Source organism: uncultured Albimonas sp., from assembly GCF_963977235.1.
GTDB lineage: Bacteria > Pseudomonadota > Alphaproteobacteria > Rhodobacterales > Rhodobacteraceae > Albimonas.
Genome location: NZ_CAXBOD010000013.1, coordinates 53,379 through 68,884 on the forward strand (window position 1 = coordinate 53,379; position 15,506 = coordinate 68,884).

General features: G+C 72.5%; 15 protein-coding genes. 11 read left to right on the top strand and 4 right to left on the bottom strand.

Annotation, left to right across the window (positions count from 1 at the left end):
* The first annotated feature begins 46 nt into the window (after positions 1 to 46).
* The 4 genes from AAC134_RS09150 (at position 47) to AAC134_RS09165 (ending at position 5,129) form a co-directional block, all read left to right on the top strand.
* The gene (locus AAC134_RS09150; protein ID WP_339948774.1) at positions 47 to 1,273 is read left to right on the top strand and encodes a carboxylate--amine ligase; all 1,227 of its coding nucleotides are present in this window, start codon (positions 47 to 49) and stop codon (positions 1,271 to 1,273) included.
* 40 nt (positions 1,274 to 1,313) lie between these two features.
* Positions 1,314 to 3,365, top strand: coding sequence for a hypothetical protein (locus AAC134_RS09155; protein WP_339948775.1), 2,052 nt, complete (start codon positions 1,314 to 1,316; stop codon positions 3,363 to 3,365).
* 382 nt (positions 3,366 to 3,747) lie between these two features.
* Entirely contained in the window at positions 3,748 to 4,512 is a 765-nt protein-coding gene (locus AAC134_RS09160; RefSeq protein ID WP_339948776.1) for a hemolysin III family protein, read from the top strand.
* A gap of 107 nt (positions 4,513 to 4,619) precedes the next feature.
* Complete coding sequence (locus AAC134_RS09165; RefSeq protein ID WP_339948777.1) at positions 4,620 to 5,129, top strand: CreA family protein; 510 nt, start codon at positions 4,620 to 4,622, stop codon at positions 5,127 to 5,129.
* Positions 5,130 to 5,287: 158 nt separating this feature from the next.
* Here the strand turns inward: AAC134_RS09165 and AAC134_RS09170 are convergent, their stop codons facing one another.
* Both AAC134_RS09170 and AAC134_RS09175 read right to left on the bottom strand, forming a co-directional pair.
* The gene (locus tag AAC134_RS09170; RefSeq protein WP_339948778.1) at positions 5,288 to 6,103 is read right to left on the bottom strand and encodes a metallophosphoesterase; all 816 of its coding nucleotides are present in this window, start codon (positions 6,101 to 6,103) and stop codon (positions 5,288 to 5,290) included.
* Entirely contained in the window at positions 6,100 to 7,014 is a 915-nt protein-coding gene (locus AAC134_RS09175) for a DMT family transporter (RefSeq protein WP_339948779.1), read from the bottom strand. Before AAC134_RS09175 ends, AAC134_RS09170 begins: the two co-directional genes overlap by 4 nt.
* 187 nt (positions 7,015 to 7,201) lie before the next feature.
* Between AAC134_RS09175 and recG the strand changes: the two genes are divergently transcribed.
* The gene (gene recG, locus AAC134_RS09180; protein ID WP_339948780.1) at positions 7,202 to 9,292 is read left to right on the top strand and encodes an ATP-dependent DNA helicase RecG; all 2,091 of its coding nucleotides are present in this window, start codon (positions 7,202 to 7,204) and stop codon (positions 9,290 to 9,292) included.
* Positions 9,293 to 9,711: 419 nt separating this feature from the next.
* Positions 9,712 to 9,858, top strand: coding sequence for a hypothetical protein (locus AAC134_RS09185; protein ID WP_339948781.1), 147 nt, complete (start codon positions 9,712 to 9,714; stop codon positions 9,856 to 9,858).
* A gap of 224 nt (positions 9,859 to 10,082) precedes the next feature.
* On the opposite strand, the gene AAC134_RS09190 is transcribed toward AAC134_RS09185, so the two are convergent.
* Positions 10,083 to 10,553 carry an iron-sulfur cluster assembly scaffold protein gene (locus AAC134_RS09190; protein WP_339948782.1) on the bottom strand — a complete coding sequence of 157 codons (471 nt, stop codon included), beginning with the start codon at positions 10,551 to 10,553 and terminating at the stop codon, positions 10,083 to 10,085.
* A gap of 102 nt (positions 10,554 to 10,655) precedes the next feature.
* Here AAC134_RS09190 and hisI point away from each other — a divergent pair, with 102 nt between their 5' ends.
* Positions 10,656 to 11,063 (top strand): phosphoribosyl-AMP cyclohydrolase, encoded by a 408-nt coding sequence (gene hisI / locus AAC134_RS09195; protein ID WP_339948783.1) that lies wholly within the window; start codon positions 10,656 to 10,658, stop codon positions 11,061 to 11,063.
* On the top strand, positions 11,060 to 12,184 hold the full coding sequence (locus tag AAC134_RS09200) for an AbrB family transcriptional regulator (protein ID WP_339948784.1): 1,125 nt from the start codon (positions 11,060 to 11,062) through the stop codon (positions 12,182 to 12,184). The genes hisI and AAC134_RS09200 overlap by 4 nt, the downstream gene beginning before the upstream one ends.
* On the opposite strand, the gene gluQRS is transcribed toward AAC134_RS09200, so the two are convergent.
* Positions 12,144 to 13,001 (bottom strand): tRNA glutamyl-Q(34) synthetase GluQRS, encoded by an 858-nt coding sequence (gene gluQRS / locus AAC134_RS09205; protein WP_339948785.1) that lies wholly within the window; start codon positions 12,999 to 13,001, stop codon positions 12,144 to 12,146. The two genes, AAC134_RS09200 and gluQRS, sit on opposite strands and share 41 nt — an antisense overlap.
* A gap of 383 nt (positions 13,002 to 13,384) precedes the next feature.
* Between gluQRS and AAC134_RS09210 the strand changes: the two genes are divergently transcribed.
* The 3 genes from AAC134_RS09210 (at position 13,385) to AAC134_RS09220 (ending at position 15,496) form a co-directional block, all read left to right on the top strand.
* Positions 13,385 to 14,017, top strand: a complete 633-nt coding sequence (locus AAC134_RS09210; protein ID WP_339948786.1) for a DNA-3-methyladenine glycosylase 2 family protein — start codon at positions 13,385 to 13,387, stop codon at positions 14,015 to 14,017.
* Positions 14,017 to 14,673, top strand: a complete 657-nt coding sequence (locus tag AAC134_RS09215) for a dienelactone hydrolase family protein (RefSeq protein WP_339948787.1) — start codon at positions 14,017 to 14,019, stop codon at positions 14,671 to 14,673. The genes AAC134_RS09210 and AAC134_RS09215 overlap by 1 nt, the downstream gene beginning before the upstream one ends.
* Positions 14,674 to 14,908: 235 nt before the next feature.
* Positions 14,909 to 15,496: an HNH endonuclease gene (locus tag AAC134_RS09220; RefSeq protein ID WP_339948788.1), complete on the top strand. Its 588-nt coding sequence runs from the start codon at positions 14,909 to 14,911 to the stop codon at positions 15,494 to 15,496.
* Positions 15,497 to 15,506 lie beyond the last annotated feature (10 nt).

Consider the following 15,506-nt stretch of genomic DNA (forward strand, 5'->3'; position numbering starts at 1 on the left):
GGGGCGCATCGGCGTGCCGCATGAACGACGACGACGGGAGGGTCCCATGGCCGACTACGACCCCGCGAAGGGTTACATCGCCCTTCTGGGCTGGAGCCTGAATGCGATCGACGCGGTCGATCGCTTCGATCGCCGCTATGTTGTGGTGGCGCCGCCCTGGGCGGAGCCCTACTGCACCGCCAACGACATCCCCTACATCTCCTGGGATTTCGCGCGCCTCAACGAACGCTCCTGGGAGCTGGCGCAGCGTCTGAAGGAGGAGGGCGTCGACGTCGCCATTCCCCTCTTCGAGGAGACGGTGGAATGGGCCGGCGCGATCAACGCCGTGCTGCTGGGCAACCCGCGCCTGCTGGGCCAGGCGATGCTGTTCCGCGACAAGTCGCTGATGAAGCGCCGCGCGCAGCTCGGCGGCATCCGGGTGGGCGTGTTCGAGGAGGCCGATGACCGCGCCGACGTGATCCGCTTCCTCAAGCGCGTGAACCAGACGCTGCTGAAGCTGGACGGCGACCCCAACGACCCGATCCACTTCAAGGCCTTCGACAAGTCCGGCACCGCCGGCCACCGGGTGATCCGCACCCCCGAGGATGTGGACAACATCCCCGACGACGAGTTTCCCGCCCTGCTCGAGAGCCATCTCGACGGCTGGGAGTTCGCGGTCGAGGCCTGGATCAAGGATCGCAAGATCCAGTTCCTCAACATCTCCGAGTATGTGACGCTGGGCTATTCCGTCTTCGTGCCCGCCACGCCGGAGCTGGAGGCCCACCGCGCCCGCATCACCGAGGAGATCGAGAAGCTGATCGAGGCCTTCGACATCGACTTCGGCTTCATCCACCCCGAATACTTCCTGACCGCGGACAACAAGCTCTACTTCGGCGAGGTCGCCTACCGCCCCCCGGGCTTCAACGCGCTGGAGCTGATCGAGCGCGCTTACGGGTTCAGCGGCTACCAGGGCATGGTGGTGATGTTCGATCCCAAGTCCACGCAGGAGGAGATCGACGCCTTCTTCCCCAAGGAGGTGGTCGACGCCAAGGGCCACGCCGGCTGCTTTGGCGTCTATCCCCGCCGCCGCGTGGTCAGCCGGCTGGAGATCCCGCCCGAGACCGCCAACCATCCCTATTTCGAGTATCACCAGCTCGCCGAGCCGATGGAGCAGAAAGTCACCAAGCGCACCGCCTTCGGCACGCACTGGGGGCTGGCCTACTTCTTCGGAGAGGACCCGCACCAGCTGCGCGATCTGCTGAAGGCGCAGGAAGACCTGGACTTTTACGTCTGAGCCGATTGTCGGCGGGCCTCGAAGCAGGCAAGAGGAAGCCATGAACAGTCAGACGCCCAAGGCGGAGGGGTCCTTCGCCCCTGCCGCCGGCTCAGCATCCGCGCCGGACGTGCAGCGGATGGCGGCGACGCTGGACGCGGCCCTGGAGCGGCTGGAGCAGGCCCGCCCCTTCGCCCGGCATCGTCACCGGCCCCCGGTGCTCGCCGTCGTCGGCCGCATGATCGCGGTTCCCGGCGGGCTCGAGGCCCTGCATGAGCGCGCCCCGCGGATGGATTCCGCGGGGCTGTTCCATGGCTCGGACTGGGACAACCCCGGCGCCCTGCTGCCGCAGCTGATCGGCCAGACCCTGGCCGCCGGCGACCCCGCGCTTGTCGCGCTCGAGGTGGCGAGCCTGATGCGCCTGCTGGCCGTGGCCCGCGGCGAGGCCGCCCATCCCGCCGTGCACGCCGACTTTGCGCGCCACTTCCTGACCCAGGCGCTGGCCCTGAACCTGCGCCACTTCTTCGCGGCCCCCTCCGAGGCCGACCGCGAGCTTGCCGGCGCCGACCCCCGCCGGGACGTGTTCCGCTACATCGCCGAGCGCGTGGGTCTCGAGGACGTGCTGGGCCTGCTGGTGGACGAGATCTGGCGGATCCTCGACCAGCGCCCGGTGCAGGTCGGCCCGGTCAAGGAGATGATCACCCAGATCGCGGTGGCCATGACCCGCGAGGACGTGACCTCGGGCGGCGCGCGCACCGGGGCCGAGCGGCTGGTCGCCGCCCTCTTCGGCCCCACCACGCAGTGCCGCGACGATCCCGGCCTGACCGCCTATTTCGAGCGTCTGGGCCATCTCGACGAGGCCGGCCTGATGCACGAGGCCTCGGGCTTCGCGCGGGCGATGCACGACACGGGGCTGGTCTCGGACTACCACGCGGCGTTCCTGCGCTGGATCGTCTGCGACACCGATCTCGATCTGGTGGACGAGACGCTGGGCCTCGGCCCCACGGGGAAGGAGTGCCGGCGCCGCTGGCGCACGCTGGTCAACGAGCTGGTGGCCGCCGCGATCTCCGAGCGCACGCCCCAGGCGGTCCACGGCCTTGCCCTGATGCTCGAGCGGGGGCTGCTGCACATCCCGCCGATGGTGCCCGCCCTGCGCCGTCAGATGACCGCCCGCCTCGCGCCCGCCCCGGCCGAGCGGCTGCGCCTGGCCTATGGCGAGGCGCCCTCGCCCGAGACCCGGGTGCTGGCCGGCGTGCTCGAGGTGCTGGGCCAGCCGTTGGGCGTGGGGCAGGGGGCCAACCCCACCTGCCAGTCGGCACGCGCCATCGCCATGTGGTCGATGAACGACCCCGACTACCTGCTGCACGTGGTCTGCCAGGCCGCAGAGTCCGACACGGTGATGATGCATTTCGAGGGGCGGCCGATCCGCTCGGCCGACCTGCCGGCGGGGCTGGCGGCGAGCGCGCCGCTCGACGCGGACCCGGTCTCGGTGCTGCTGGTCCCCCATCTCGACCGGATCTATGCCGAGATGGGGCGCCTGTGCGCCGACCGCGGCGGCGACCCGCACCAGTGGATCAACCCCGAGTTCCATGGCTGGTGGGTGCCGCGGGAGTGCCTGGTCGCGGTCGACGTGGCCACGGGCCTGTTGTCGGAGTTCGACCGGTTCCTGACCCGGTTCCTGCAGGCCTACGACCCGCGGTTCAACGGCGGGCGTCCGGTGATCCATCCCCAGCCGGCCGGGGTTGCGGCCACCGACAGCGCCGCGCGCTTCGTGGGCTGGCACGCCATCGCCATCCAGCGGGTGTCGGAGGATCAGCACGGCGAGATGCGGGTGTATTTCTACAACCCCAACAACGACAGCGGCCAGGACTGGGGCGGCGGCGTGGTGGTCTCGACCGCCGGCTGCGGCGAGCGCCACGGCGAGGGCTCGCTGCCCGTCGAGCAGTTCGCGGCCCGGCTCTACCTGTTCCACGACGACCCGGTGCCTCCGCCCGGCATCGCCGCTCCGCCGCCTGCCGAGATCCTCGCCCGCATCCGCGCCATGGCTGCCGAGACCTGGGCCGCCGACCGCCAGCCCCCCGACTCCGCTTCCCTCCTCGCGGGCGAAGCCTAGAGCGGAGGCTGCCCCGGCCTTCGGCCCGCCGGCCCTTCCGACCCGGCGGCGCCGGTCGGCCCCGCGCCAGGCTGCGGGGCGGCCCTTGGAGCGGCGGGGCCTGCGTGACGGGACGGCGATATCGCTGGCGGGCGCCGTCCTCGACGACGTCCTCGGCCATCGCCGTCTCAGCCGGACCGTGGATCCCGCGAGGCCCTGCCAGCGGCGTCTCGACGCCCCCCACGCGCATCGCGCGCCATGGCGGCGCCCCCTGCGTCCGTCGGGGCGCCCCGATCTGGGGCGTCGATCCGGCCGAACGCGTGGCGCTCGCCCGGATCGGCGGCGCAGCGACGTTGCGATTTCGCGTTCCGCACCCCATTCTCCGCCCATGACCGGGCCGAGCATGAATCCACCGACTGAGCCGCAGGCGAACCCCTCCCCTGTCGCCGTCTCGGGGGCCGAGCAGGTCCCTGGCGGGACCGCCGTGACGCCCGCGCCGTCCACGCCCGCCTACAGCCGGGCCGAGCAGGTGGCCGACGCCGCCGTGCATTGCGTGGGGGTGGCGCTGGGGCTGATGGCGGTTCCGGTGATGATCGTGCTGGCCGCGCTGCTGGACGGCACCGGGCCGGTGATCGCGGGCGTCTCGGTCTATGCGGCGGGGCTGTTGCTGATGCTGGGCTGCTCGGCGGCCTATCACCTGCTGACGCCGGTCAGGCCCGCCTGGCGGGAGCTGCTGCGCCGCTTCGACCATGCCGCCATCTACCTCAAGATCGCCGCCACGCAGACGCCCTTCGCCGTGCTGATCGGAGGCGCGGGGGCGGCCTGGCTGCTGGGCTCGGTCTGGGTCGCGGCGCTGGGCGGGGCGGCGCTGCGGATCTTCTGGCCGCACGGCTTCCGGCGGCTGGCGGTGCCGTTCTATCTTGCGCTCGGCTGGGCGGGGATGGCGCTGTTCTGGCCCGGCGCGGGGGATGCGGCGCTGGGGCTCGCGACCGTGATCCTGGTGATCGTGGGCGGCCTGCTCTACACGCTCGGCGTGGGTTTCCTGCTGGCCGAGAAGCTGCGCTTCCACAATGCCATCTGGCACGGGTTCGTGCTGGTCGCGACCTTCGTCTTCTACGCCGCCGTTCTGTCCGAGATGGGCCTGCGCGCGGTCGCCGCACCGGTCTGAGGCCGCGCCCGGCCGCGCCGCGCGCCCTTGATGTTGCGCTCCGCGGCACGATCTTGAGGGGGCGCGCCCGTCCGGGCGCCCCGATCGCAGACCGTCACGGAGACCCCATGCCCCGCACCCGCTTCGCCTATGGCGCGACGCTCGCCTGCCTGCTGGCCGCCGCGCTGTCCGCGCCCGCCGCGGCGGAGGAGATCGGCGAGGTCGACACCGCCTTCAAGCTGCTGGGCGCCAACCACAAGATCGTGGTTGAGGCCTTCGACGATCCCAAGGTCGAGGGGGTTTCGTGCTTCCTCAGCCGGGCCAAGACCGGGGGCATCTCCGGCAGCCTGGGCCTGGCCGAGGACACCTCCGACGCCTCGATCGCCTGCCGGCAGGTGGGGCCGATCCGCTTCCTCGAGCCGCTGGACGCGGGCGAGGAGGTGTTCCAGCGCCGCACCTCGATCGTGTTCAAGTCGATCCAGGTGGTGCGCTTCTGGGATCCCGCGCGCTCGACGCTGGTCTACCTGACCTACTCGGACAAGATGATCGACGGCTCGCCCAAGAACGCGATCTCGGCCGTTGCGGTGGGGCCGTGGGGCGAAACCCCCGCCCCCGAGGCGCCCGTCTACGACGACTGACGCCCGCGCGTCCTCCCCCGCCCGCGCCGGGAGATGTCCCCGCCAAGCCCGCCCGCAGGGCGCCTGCAACCCGCCCCTTCAACAAGCGGTCTGCAGGCGCCCTGCGGGCGGGCTTGGCTGCGGGGCGCCGGGGGCGGGCGGGGCGATCGGCGGGCGGGTCAGCCCGCGTGAGGCGTGCCGGAGAAGTCGGCGTTCGGGTCGGCCTCGAACGGGTGCAAGGGGCCGGGCTCGACCGGGATCGTCTTCACGCTCAGGCCCAGCGCGGGCGACCAGTCGTGCAGGCGGATCGCCGGCGCCTCGAGCGCGAAGCCGGGCCAGGCGCCGTCCTGCACCGGAGGTATCTGCACCCCGGTGGCGGGACAGGCCGCGACGAGCGTTCCCGCCCAGTGCCGCTCGGCCGCCGCGTGCACATGGCCGGTGGCGATGCGCAGGACGCCGCGGCCCTGGAAGGTCTCTGCCGCCAGGTCCGCGCCGCGGAACGCGAAGCGATCCATGAACGGCAGACCCATCGGACAGGGCGGGTGATGGGCGAAGACCAGCGCCGGGCGCCCGCGCGACAGCCGCTCTCGCGCCCAGGCCGCGCGCTCGGGGCACAGGCGGCCGGCGGTCTCGCCCTCCTCGATCGTGTCGAGGCCCAGGATGGTCAGGCCGCCCGCCTCCTCGGCGAAATTCAGGAATGGGCCGGCGGGCAGATCGACGCGGGCGCCGAAGGCCGCGCGCATCCGCTCGCGGATATCGTGGTTGCCCGGCAGCAGGCGCAGCGGCGGGCGCAGGTCCGAGAGGATCTCGGCGGCCACCGCGTATTGCGCCTCGCCGCCGCCGTCGACGATGTCGCCGGTGTGCACCACGAGGTCCGGCGCGATCTCGTTGAGCCGCGCCACCGCGCGGGCCAGCCCCTGCGCCATGTCCACGCGGTCCTTCCACAGCGTGCCCGCCGCGGTGATGTGGCTGTCGGTGATCTGGGCGATCCTCATCGCGCGCTCCCTTCGCGCCCGAGGCCCGCGCCGACCCGGCGCTCCCGCCAGAAGGCGTAGAGGCCGGCGGCCACGATCATCGCGGCGCCGATCATGGTCCGGGCGTCGGGGATCTCGCCGAAGACGGCGAAACCCAGGACCAGCGCCCACAGGATGACGGTGTAGCGGAAGGGGGCGGTGAAACCGATCTCCCCCGTGCGCATCGCCACCACGCCCGCGTGGTAGCACACGAAGATCGCCACCGAAGAGGCGAGAATCGCGGTGAGGTGCCACGCCTCCATCGGCGACCAGGGCGAGACCAGCGAGCCGACGGCCCCCGTGGCGCCCACCGTCATCAGGGTGATGAAGGTGATCAGCAGGTGCGGCGTGGCGGGGTCGGTGCGCCGGGTGACGACCTCGCGCACCCCGAAGCACAGCATCCCGCCCACGGCGTAGAGCGCGTCGGGGTCGAAGGCCTGCCCGCCCGGGCGCACGATCAGCATCACCCCGAAGAAGCCCGTCAGGATCGCCAGCCAGCGCCGCCAGCCCACCCGCTCGCCCAGCACCACGCCCGCCAGCGTCAGCAGCAGCGGCAGCACCTGATTGATCGCCGCGACCTCGGCCAGGCGCAGGCGGGTGATGGCCTCGAGGTAGAGGATCGTCGCCCCGATCTCGGCGACCGAGCGCAGGGCGAGCCAGGGCAGGTCCTGCCGGGGCGGGGGGCGCAGGGCTCCGCGGCGGGCGAGCGCCAGCGCCACCGCGGCCGCGGCCAGGACCGAGCGCAGCAGGATCGCCTGGAACATGCCGATGTCGGGCAGCACCAGCTTCATCAGCGCGTCGTTGCAGGCGACGCCCAGCATGGCCAGCGCCATCCACCCCGCCCCCCGCAGGTTGCGGGCGAGACGGTCGTCGGGGGCGAGGGCGAGCGCCATGAGGTCTCCGGTCGGGGCGAGGTTTTCAGCCTCCCTTATCTCCGGGTCCGCCGCCGCGCGGTCAAGCGGCTTGCAAGGCGCCGCGGGGCAGGGAGGCCGCGCCCGGCCGCGAGGTCATGCCCTCCGGGGCGCCCGGCGGGCGCGCGTTCGGCTTTCCTCGGCCCGCGCGGCGCGCCATGTTGCGGCCATGACCCGCGGGCGCCCCGAGATTCTGTTTCCGCTCTTCGCCGAGCTGACCACCCTGGACAAGGTCGGGGAGAAGTCGGCGAAGCTGTTCGAGAAGCTGCACGTCACCCGTCCGCGGGACCTGCTGCTGCACCCGCCCTCGCGGCTGGTGGACCGGCGGATGCGGCCCGACCTGAACGGCGTGCCCGACGGCGAGGTGGCCACGGTGAAGATCACCGTCGCCGAGCACCGCCCCGGCCGCACCCGCGCCGCCCCCCACCGGGTCGTGGTGGAGGACGCCGCCCAGGGGTTCGCCCTGGTCTTCTTCCGTCTCCCCGCCGCGCGGGTCGAGGCGATGCTGCCGCTGGGCGAGACGCGGGTCGTCTCGGGCAAGGTCGAGACCTGGAACCACCTGCGCCAGATGGTGCAGCCCGACCACGTGATGACCGAGGCCGAGGCCGCCGACCTGCCGGAATTCGAGCCGATCTACCCCACCACCGAGGGGCTGACCCAGCACACCCTCTCGAAAGCCGCGCTCTCGGCGCTGGCGCGGGCGCCGGAGCTGCCCGAGTGGATCGAGCCGGGCCTGTTTGCCGCCAAGCTCTGGCCCGGCTGGCGCAACGCGATGGAGGCGCTGCACCGGCCCGTCTCGGACGACGCCCTGCGCCCGCGCAGCCCCGCGCGCGAGCGCATCGCCTACGACGAGCTGCTGGCCCACCAGATGGCGCTGGCCCTGGCGCGCGAGACCCAGCGCAAGGGCAAGGGGCGCCCGACGGTGGGCGACGGCTCGCGGTTGCGGCGGGCGCTGGCCTCGCTGCCGTTCAAGCCGACGGGCGCGCAGGCGCGGGCGATGAAGGAGATCGCGGCCGACATGGCGGCCGAGGCGCGGATGAACCGGCTGCTGCAGGGCGACGTCGGCTCGGGCAAGACGCTGGTGGCGCTGGCCGCGTTGCTGAGCGCGGTCGAGGCCGGCGGGCAGGGGGCGATGATGGCCCCCACCGAGATCCTCGCCCGCCAGCACATGGAGGGGCTCGCCCCCCTGTTCGAGGCCGCGGGCGTCGCCCCGGTGCTGCTGACCGGGCGCGACAAGGGCCCGACGCGGCGCGAGAAGCTGGCCGCCGTCGCCTCGGGCGAGGCCGGGGTGGTGATGGGCACGCATTCGCTGTTCTCGGCCGACGTGGAGTTCGCGGACCTGCGCCTCGCGGTGATCGACGAGCAGCACCGCTTCGGCGTGCGCCAGCGGCTGGAGATCAGCCAGAAGGGCTGGCGGCCCGACATGCTGGTGATGACCGCGACGCCGATCCCGCGCAGCCTGGCGCTGGCGAGTTACGGGGACATGGACGTCTCGGTGCTCGACGAGAAGCCGCCGGGGAGAAAGCCGGTCGAGACGGTGCTGGTCTCCGCAGGCCGGCTGGAGGAGGTGGTGGCGCACCTGAGCCGGGCGGTGGAGGCGGGACGGCAGGCCTACTGGGTCTGTCCGATGGTCGAGGAGAGCCTGACCACCGACCTCACCGCCGCCGAAGCCCGCCACCGCGAGCTGCAGGCCGTGTTCGGCGAGCGGGTGACGCTCGTCCACGGTCAGATGCCCCCTGCCGAGAAGGACGCCGCCATGGCCGACTTCACCCAAGGCCGCGCGCGGGTGCTGGTGGCGACGACGGTGATCGAGGTGGGGGTGAACGTGCCCAACGCTTCGATCATGGTGGTCGAGCATGCCGACCGGTTCGGCCTCGCGCAGCTGCACCAGCTGCGCGGCCGGGTGGGGCGGGGGGAGGCGGCCTCGACCTGCCTGCTGATGTACGAGCCGCCGCTGGGCGAGTCCGCCCAGGCGCGCCTGAAGATCCTGCGCGAGACCGAGGACGGATTCCGCATCGCCGAGGAGGATCTGCGCCTGCGCGGCGCCGGCGACGTGCTGGGCACCCGCCAGTCGGGATTGCCCGATTTCCGGGTCGCCGACCTCGAGATGCACGCCGACCTGATGGCCGCGGCCCAGGACGACGCGCGACTGCTGCTGGCCCGGGACCCCTCGCTGGAGGGGGAGCGGGGCCGGGCGATGCGCACGCTGCTGTGGCTGATGGAGGCCGACGAGGCGCTGCGGCTGCTGAAGGTCGGTTGAGCGCCGCTCCGCCGGTGTGGCCCTGACGCCATGCTCGGGGGGGGGCTTCGCGCGGGGCGGAGGCGGGACATTCCGGGGCGGGCTCGGCGCTTTGCGTCGGGGCCGCCGGGGGGCGCGGCGGGACCGTCTCGCGATGGGGCCGACCGGGCGGCGCCAGTGTTTTTTCTGGATATTCAGCGGTCTGGGGAGAGGCGCGCCGGCGCCCCCGCCCGGTCGGCGTCCCCCACCCGCCCACCCGGACGCCGCCCGGACGGAGGCGCCGGCGCGCGCGGGAGACATTCTGAGGGCGACAAAAACTGTCCGATATCTCCCGATGATCTCTTAATGTTCCGTTATCGTTCTTGACCCGACTCGGGAATCGGAGGAACGTTCAGGCAACACGGAACGGACATGAAACGCCTCGGGATCGGAGCCTCGCCATGAAGACCCTCGCACGTATCGCCGCCTCCGCCGCCCATCGCGCCACGGAGGGGGAGACCTCCGACACCGCGCTCGAGGATGCGCTGGGGCTCGCCGCGCTGAGCCTGATGGTGGCGGCGGGCTTCGCGATCACCGCGCTGGCCTGAGCCGCGCCCTGGAACACCGGCCGGCGCCCGCGCGCCGCGCCTCCATTCGCCTGCGGTCGCGCGCGAAGGTCCCATACGGTCACTGTCGGTCCCCTCGTCCGGCTCCTCCGGCTCTCTGCCTGCCCTGCGCCGGAGGCCGACCTTCGCAAAGCCGCACACCTGCCGCCGCGAGCCTCTCGCGGCGGCTTTTTCCTTTGAACGGGGGACGGCGAGACGCGGCGGGCTCAGCCCCGGGCGGCGTCGGACTCGCCTGCGGCCTGGTCCATCGCCTCCAGCGTCGCCTCCATCGCCAGCAGGATCGAGGCGTGGCGGTGCTTGTAGTCGCGGGCGGGCAGCAGGGCCTCGTAGCCCTCGAAGGGGGCGTCGGGGACCTCGCCGTCGGACTTGAGCATGGCGCGCAGCTGCTCGCGGGCCGTGGCGATCTCCTCGCGGGTGCGCCCCACGGCCTGGGCGCCGAGCACCGCGGCCGAGGCCTGGCCCAGCGCGCAGGCCTTCACGTCCTGGGCGAAGCGGGCGATCCTGCCGTCCTCGAGGTCCAGGTCCACCGTCACCGTCGAGCCGCAGACCGGGGAGCGGCGCTTGACGCTCGCCTGCGGGTCGCTCAGCCGCCCGGCGTGGGGAATCTCGGAGGCCAGCGCCAGGATGCGCCTGGAATAGAGGCCGATCAGGTCCTGCTCTGCACTCGCGTCGGTCATGGCGGTCCTTTCCGGCGCGCGGGGTCTGCGCCTCTGCCCCTAGATAGCGGCCTCGGTCGGAGTGTAAAAGACGCGGGCCCGCACGATAAGGAGACCCTGGTCTTGCCCCTGCCGCTTCCCGAGCCTGTCGACCCCGCCGCCCCCGCGCCGGCCTTCGACCCCGCAACGCTGCGCTGGGACGACAAGGGGCTGATCCCCGCCATCGCCCAGGACGCCGGCGACGGGACGGTGCTGATGGTCGCCTGGATGAACCGAGAGGCGCTGGCCGAGACGCTGGCCACGGGCCAGGTGACCTACTGGTCGCGCTCGCGCGCGCAGTTGTGGCGCAAGGGCGAGACCTCGGGCCACCGTCAGCGGCTGGTCGAGCTGCGGGTGGACTGCGACCGCGATGTGCTGCTGGCGCTGGTCGAGCAGACCGGCCCTGCCTGCCACACCAACCGCCGCTCGTGCTTCTACACCGCCGTGCGGGAGGGCGCCGAGGTCGAGATCCTGGCCCCCGTAGAGGCTTGAGCGCCCCCTGGGACGCCGAGGGCCGCGCCGTCTGGGCCGAGCGGCTGAGCGGGCCGAACCTCAGGCGCCTGGCGCTGGGCCTGGGGATCGGGGCGACGGGCGGGTTCCTGTTTCACCTTGCCGGCGTGCCGCTGGCCTGGATGCTGGGGGCGCTGTTCTTCAACATGTTCGCGACTGTCGCGGGCGCGCCGGCCGACGTGCCGATCTGGCTGCGGATGATCTTCCTCTCGGTCGTGGGTCTGTTCCTGGGCGAGAGCTTCTCGGCCGCCGACGCCGAAAGCCTGTCGAAATGGCCCGCCACGCTGGCGATGGCGGTGCTCTACGTGCCGGTGGGCTGCGCGGTCTGCTATGTGATGTTCCGCTGGCTGTCGCGGCTGGACCGGGCGACCTCGCTGCTGATCTCGATGCCCGGCGGGCTGACCGCGATCGCGATGTTCGCCGGCGAGGCGGGCTCGGACGAGCGACGGGTGGCGCTGTATCACTCGCTGCGGGTGGCGCTGGTGGTGGTGGCCGCGCCGATCGTGGCCTTCGGCTGGCTGGGGCTGAGCGCCCCCGAGCAGGCGCCCGAGCCCCATGGCGGGTTGCTGGAATGGGCGGATCTCGGCGCGCTGGCGGCGCTGGCGCTGCCGCTGATCTGGCTGTTCCGGCGGGTGAAGTTCCCGGTGCCCTACCTGATGGGGCCGCTGATCGCCTCGGCCGCGCTGCGCTTTCCCGGGGTGATCGACGGCGGGCTGCCGGGCTGGATGGTCGAGGCGGCGCTGGTGGTCACCGGCTCGTCGATCGGCACGCGCTTCCGGGGCGTGCCGCTGCGCTTCTTCGCCGAGACGGCGCTGTGGACGCTGCTGGGCACGGTGCTGCTGATGATCGTCTCGGTCGGGTTCGCGGGGTTTGCGGCCTGGGCGCTGAGGATCGACCTGATCGCGGCGCTGCTGGCCTTCGCGCCGGGCGGGGTGGCCGAGATGTCGCTGATCGCGATCTCGATCGACGCGGACCCGGCCTTCGTGGCCACCCATCACCTGACGCGGATCTTCGCGGTGCTGTTCTCGCTGCCGCTGCTCTCGGGCCTGATCCGGCGGCTGATCATGGAAGACCGACGCGCGCGCGGATTTCCAAAGGAGTGAGGCCGGCTTCGCGCAGTTCGTGAATGCCGGCGTCGCGGTCGCGTTTGGCCAGGCGCCGGCCGGCGGCGTCGCGGATCAGCCGGTGGTGGCGGTAGAGCGGCGTGGGCAGGTCCAGAAGCGCCTGCAGCAGGCGGTGGATCGGCGTGGCGGGGAACAGGTCGCGCCCGCGGGTGACATGGGTGACGCCCTGGAAGGCGTCGTCCACGACCACCGCCAGGTGATAGGCCGCGGCGCCGTCCTTGCGGGCCAGGACCACGTCGCCGCAACTGGTCTCAAGCCAGTCTGCGCGGAGGGGCTGCGCCCCGCGCTCGCCCTGCGGGCCTTCCTCGAGCTCGGTGAAGGCGAGCCGCGGGAGCGCCTGCGCGCCGCCCAGCGCCTCGATGGCGGCGGCCATGTCGAGGCGCAGCGCGTGGGGCGCGGCGGGATCCGGCGGATGGCGGCGGCAGGTGCCGGGGTAGACGGGACCGTCGGGCCCGCCCTCCTGCGGGGCGTCGAGCGCGGCGAGGATGTCCTTGCGGGTGCAGGCGCAGGGGTAGAGCAGGCCTCGGGATCGAAGGGTGGCGAGGGCCGCGGCGTAGGTGTCCGCGCGCTCGGACTGGCGCAGGATCGGGGACGGCCAGGCGAGGCCGAGCCAGGCGAGATCGTCCCCGATCGCCTGCTCGAACTCGGGACGGGCGCGGGCACGGTCGAGGTCCTCGATCCGCAGCAGGAAGCGGCCGCGCGCGGCGCGGGCGGCGTCATGGGACAGCATCGCCGAGAAGGCGTGGCCCAGGTGCAGGCGGCCGTTGGGGGAGGGGGCGAAACGCTCTGTGTGCATCGGGCGGGAGGGAAGCCTGTGCGGGCGGGGCGGTCAAGGTGGGACGGAGGCGCCCTGCGGGCGGGCCTGGCCTGTGGCTGGCGGGGCGCCGGGAGGACGGGGCGGCGGAGCCTCCGGCGGAGCTCCTGACTCACCCGGGAACAGGGCCGCGCCTGTCCCCCGAAGCCGTCCGTCGCTTCTGATGCCTGAGCGACTCGCCCGCAGCGGTCAAGGACAAGCCCCCTGCGGGGGTCGCTGCGCGATCCTTGACCGCTGCGGACGAGTCGCTCTTTTCGGCATCAGCGACGGACGGCTCCGGGGAACAGGCGCTTCGCGAGGGGATCCTGGCGGGAGCGCAGGTTGCGGGTTGACGAGAGGCGCGAGGGGAAGGTCCTGTCGGCGGCATGAGCGTGGGACGGATCATCGAAACCGAGGCGTGCGTGGCCGAGGGGGCGGCGTGGCTGGCCGCCCGCGAGCCGCGGTTCGCGCGGGCGCTCGAGATTTGCGGGCCGCCGCCGCTGCGGCGAAGGGGCGACGGGTTCGAGGCGCTGTTGTCGGCCATCGTCTCGCAGCAGGTCTCGGTCGCCTCGGCGGCGGGGATCTGGGCGCGGGTGCAGGCGGCGGGGGCGACCTCAGCCGAGGCGGTGCGCGCGCTCGACGACGAGGGGCTGCGGGCGCTGGGGCTGTCGCGGCCCAAGGTGCGCTATGCCCGCGCGCTGGCGGAGTCGGGGTTCGACTTCGAGGCGCTGAGGGGGATGCCGGACGAGGACGCCATCGCGGCGCTGGACGCGTTGCCGGGAATCGGGCGCTGGACGGCGGAGGTGTATCTTCTGACCTCTCTGGGGCGGGCGGACGTGTTCGCCCCCGGCGACCTGGCGCTTCAGGAGGCCGCGCGCCTGTTGTTCGAGCTGGACAAGCGCCCGGCCGAGAAGGACTTCGCGGTCATGGCGCGCGACTGGTCGCCCTGGCGCGGGGTGGCGGCGCGGGTGCTTTGGGCCTACTACAGGGCGGCCAAGAACAGGGAAGGGATGATCTGATGGCGGCTCTTACGGGACCCTCGCTGCCGGCGAAATCGGGCGAGGCGAAATCGGCGGCGGTGTTCCTGCACGGCTATGGCGCGGACGGGCCGGACCTGCTGGGGCTGGGCGACGTCCTGGCCGACCACCTGCCCGACACCGCCTTCTACGCCCCCAACGCGCCCGAGCGCAGCACGATGAACCCGATGGGCTACCAGTGGTTCCCGATCCCGCGCATGGACGGCTCGACCGAGGCGCAACGGGCGGCCTCGATGGCGGTCTCGATCGGGCTGGTGAACGACTATCTCGACGCGATCCTGGCCGAGACCGGGCTGCCGGCCGACAAGCTGGCGCTGATCGGCTTCAGCCAGGGCACGATGATGTCCCTGCACGTGGCCCCGCGGCGCAAGGAGCAGCTGGGCTGCGTGGTCGGCTTCTCGGGCATGCTGCTCTCGCCCGAGACGCTGGCCTCAGAGATCGTTACGAAGCCCCCGGTGCTGCTCGCCCATGGCGAGGCCGACCCGATGGTGCCCTTCGAGAACATGGAGCTGGCCGCGCGCGGCCTCGCCGAGGCGGGGATCGATGTGCGGGTCCTGCCGTGCCCCAATGTGCAGCATTCGATCTCGCCCGAGGGGCTGGGCGCGGCGCTGCAGATGCTCAAGACCCATATCGCCTGACCCCGGATGCCGCGGGGCGAGGGCGCCAAGCCCTTGTTCCCGCGGACCGATCCGCGACCCCGCCGACGTCGTCAAGTCGTCGCATTGCGCTGGTAGACCTCTGTGTGCGGCGGATGGGCTCCCAGCATCTGGAGTGTTGCGCGACGTCATCCGCCAGATATAGTCCTGTTACCTACCGGGACGGGACGCGTCCCGTCCCGGCGGAACTGGAACGTCGGGACGGGAGACCTGTCGGGTGCGCAACGACCCCTACACCACCCAGTTCGTGCGAAGTCCGGCGCGGCTGAAGGAGCATCCCGCGCTGGTGCTCAACGCCGACTATCGGCCGCTGAGCTACTTCCCGCTGTCGCTCTGGCCCTGGCAGGAGGCGGTGAAGGCCGCCTTCCTCGATCGGGTGACCATCGTGGCCGAATACGACGAGGTGGCGCGCTCGCCCAGCCTCGAGATCCGGCTGCCCTCGGTGGTGGTGCTGCGCGACTACGTGAAGCCGGCGCGGCTCGCGGCCTTCACCCGCTTCAACCTGTTCCTGCGCGACGAGTTCCGCTGCCAGTATTGCGGCGCCAAGGGGGACCTGACCTTCGACCACGTGATCCCGCGCGCCGCGGGCGGGCGGACCACCTGGGAGAACGTCGTCGCCGCCTGCGGGCCGTGCAACCTGCGCAAGGGCTCGCGGTCGCTGCGCGAGGCGGGGATGCGGCTGTTCAAGCCCGCCGGCCGCCCCACCGCCGGCCAGTTGCAGAACGTGGGGCGCAAGTTCCCGCCCAACCACCTGCACGAGACCTGGCTCGATTACCTCTACTGGGACGCCGAGCTGGAGCCCTGAATGCGTCCGA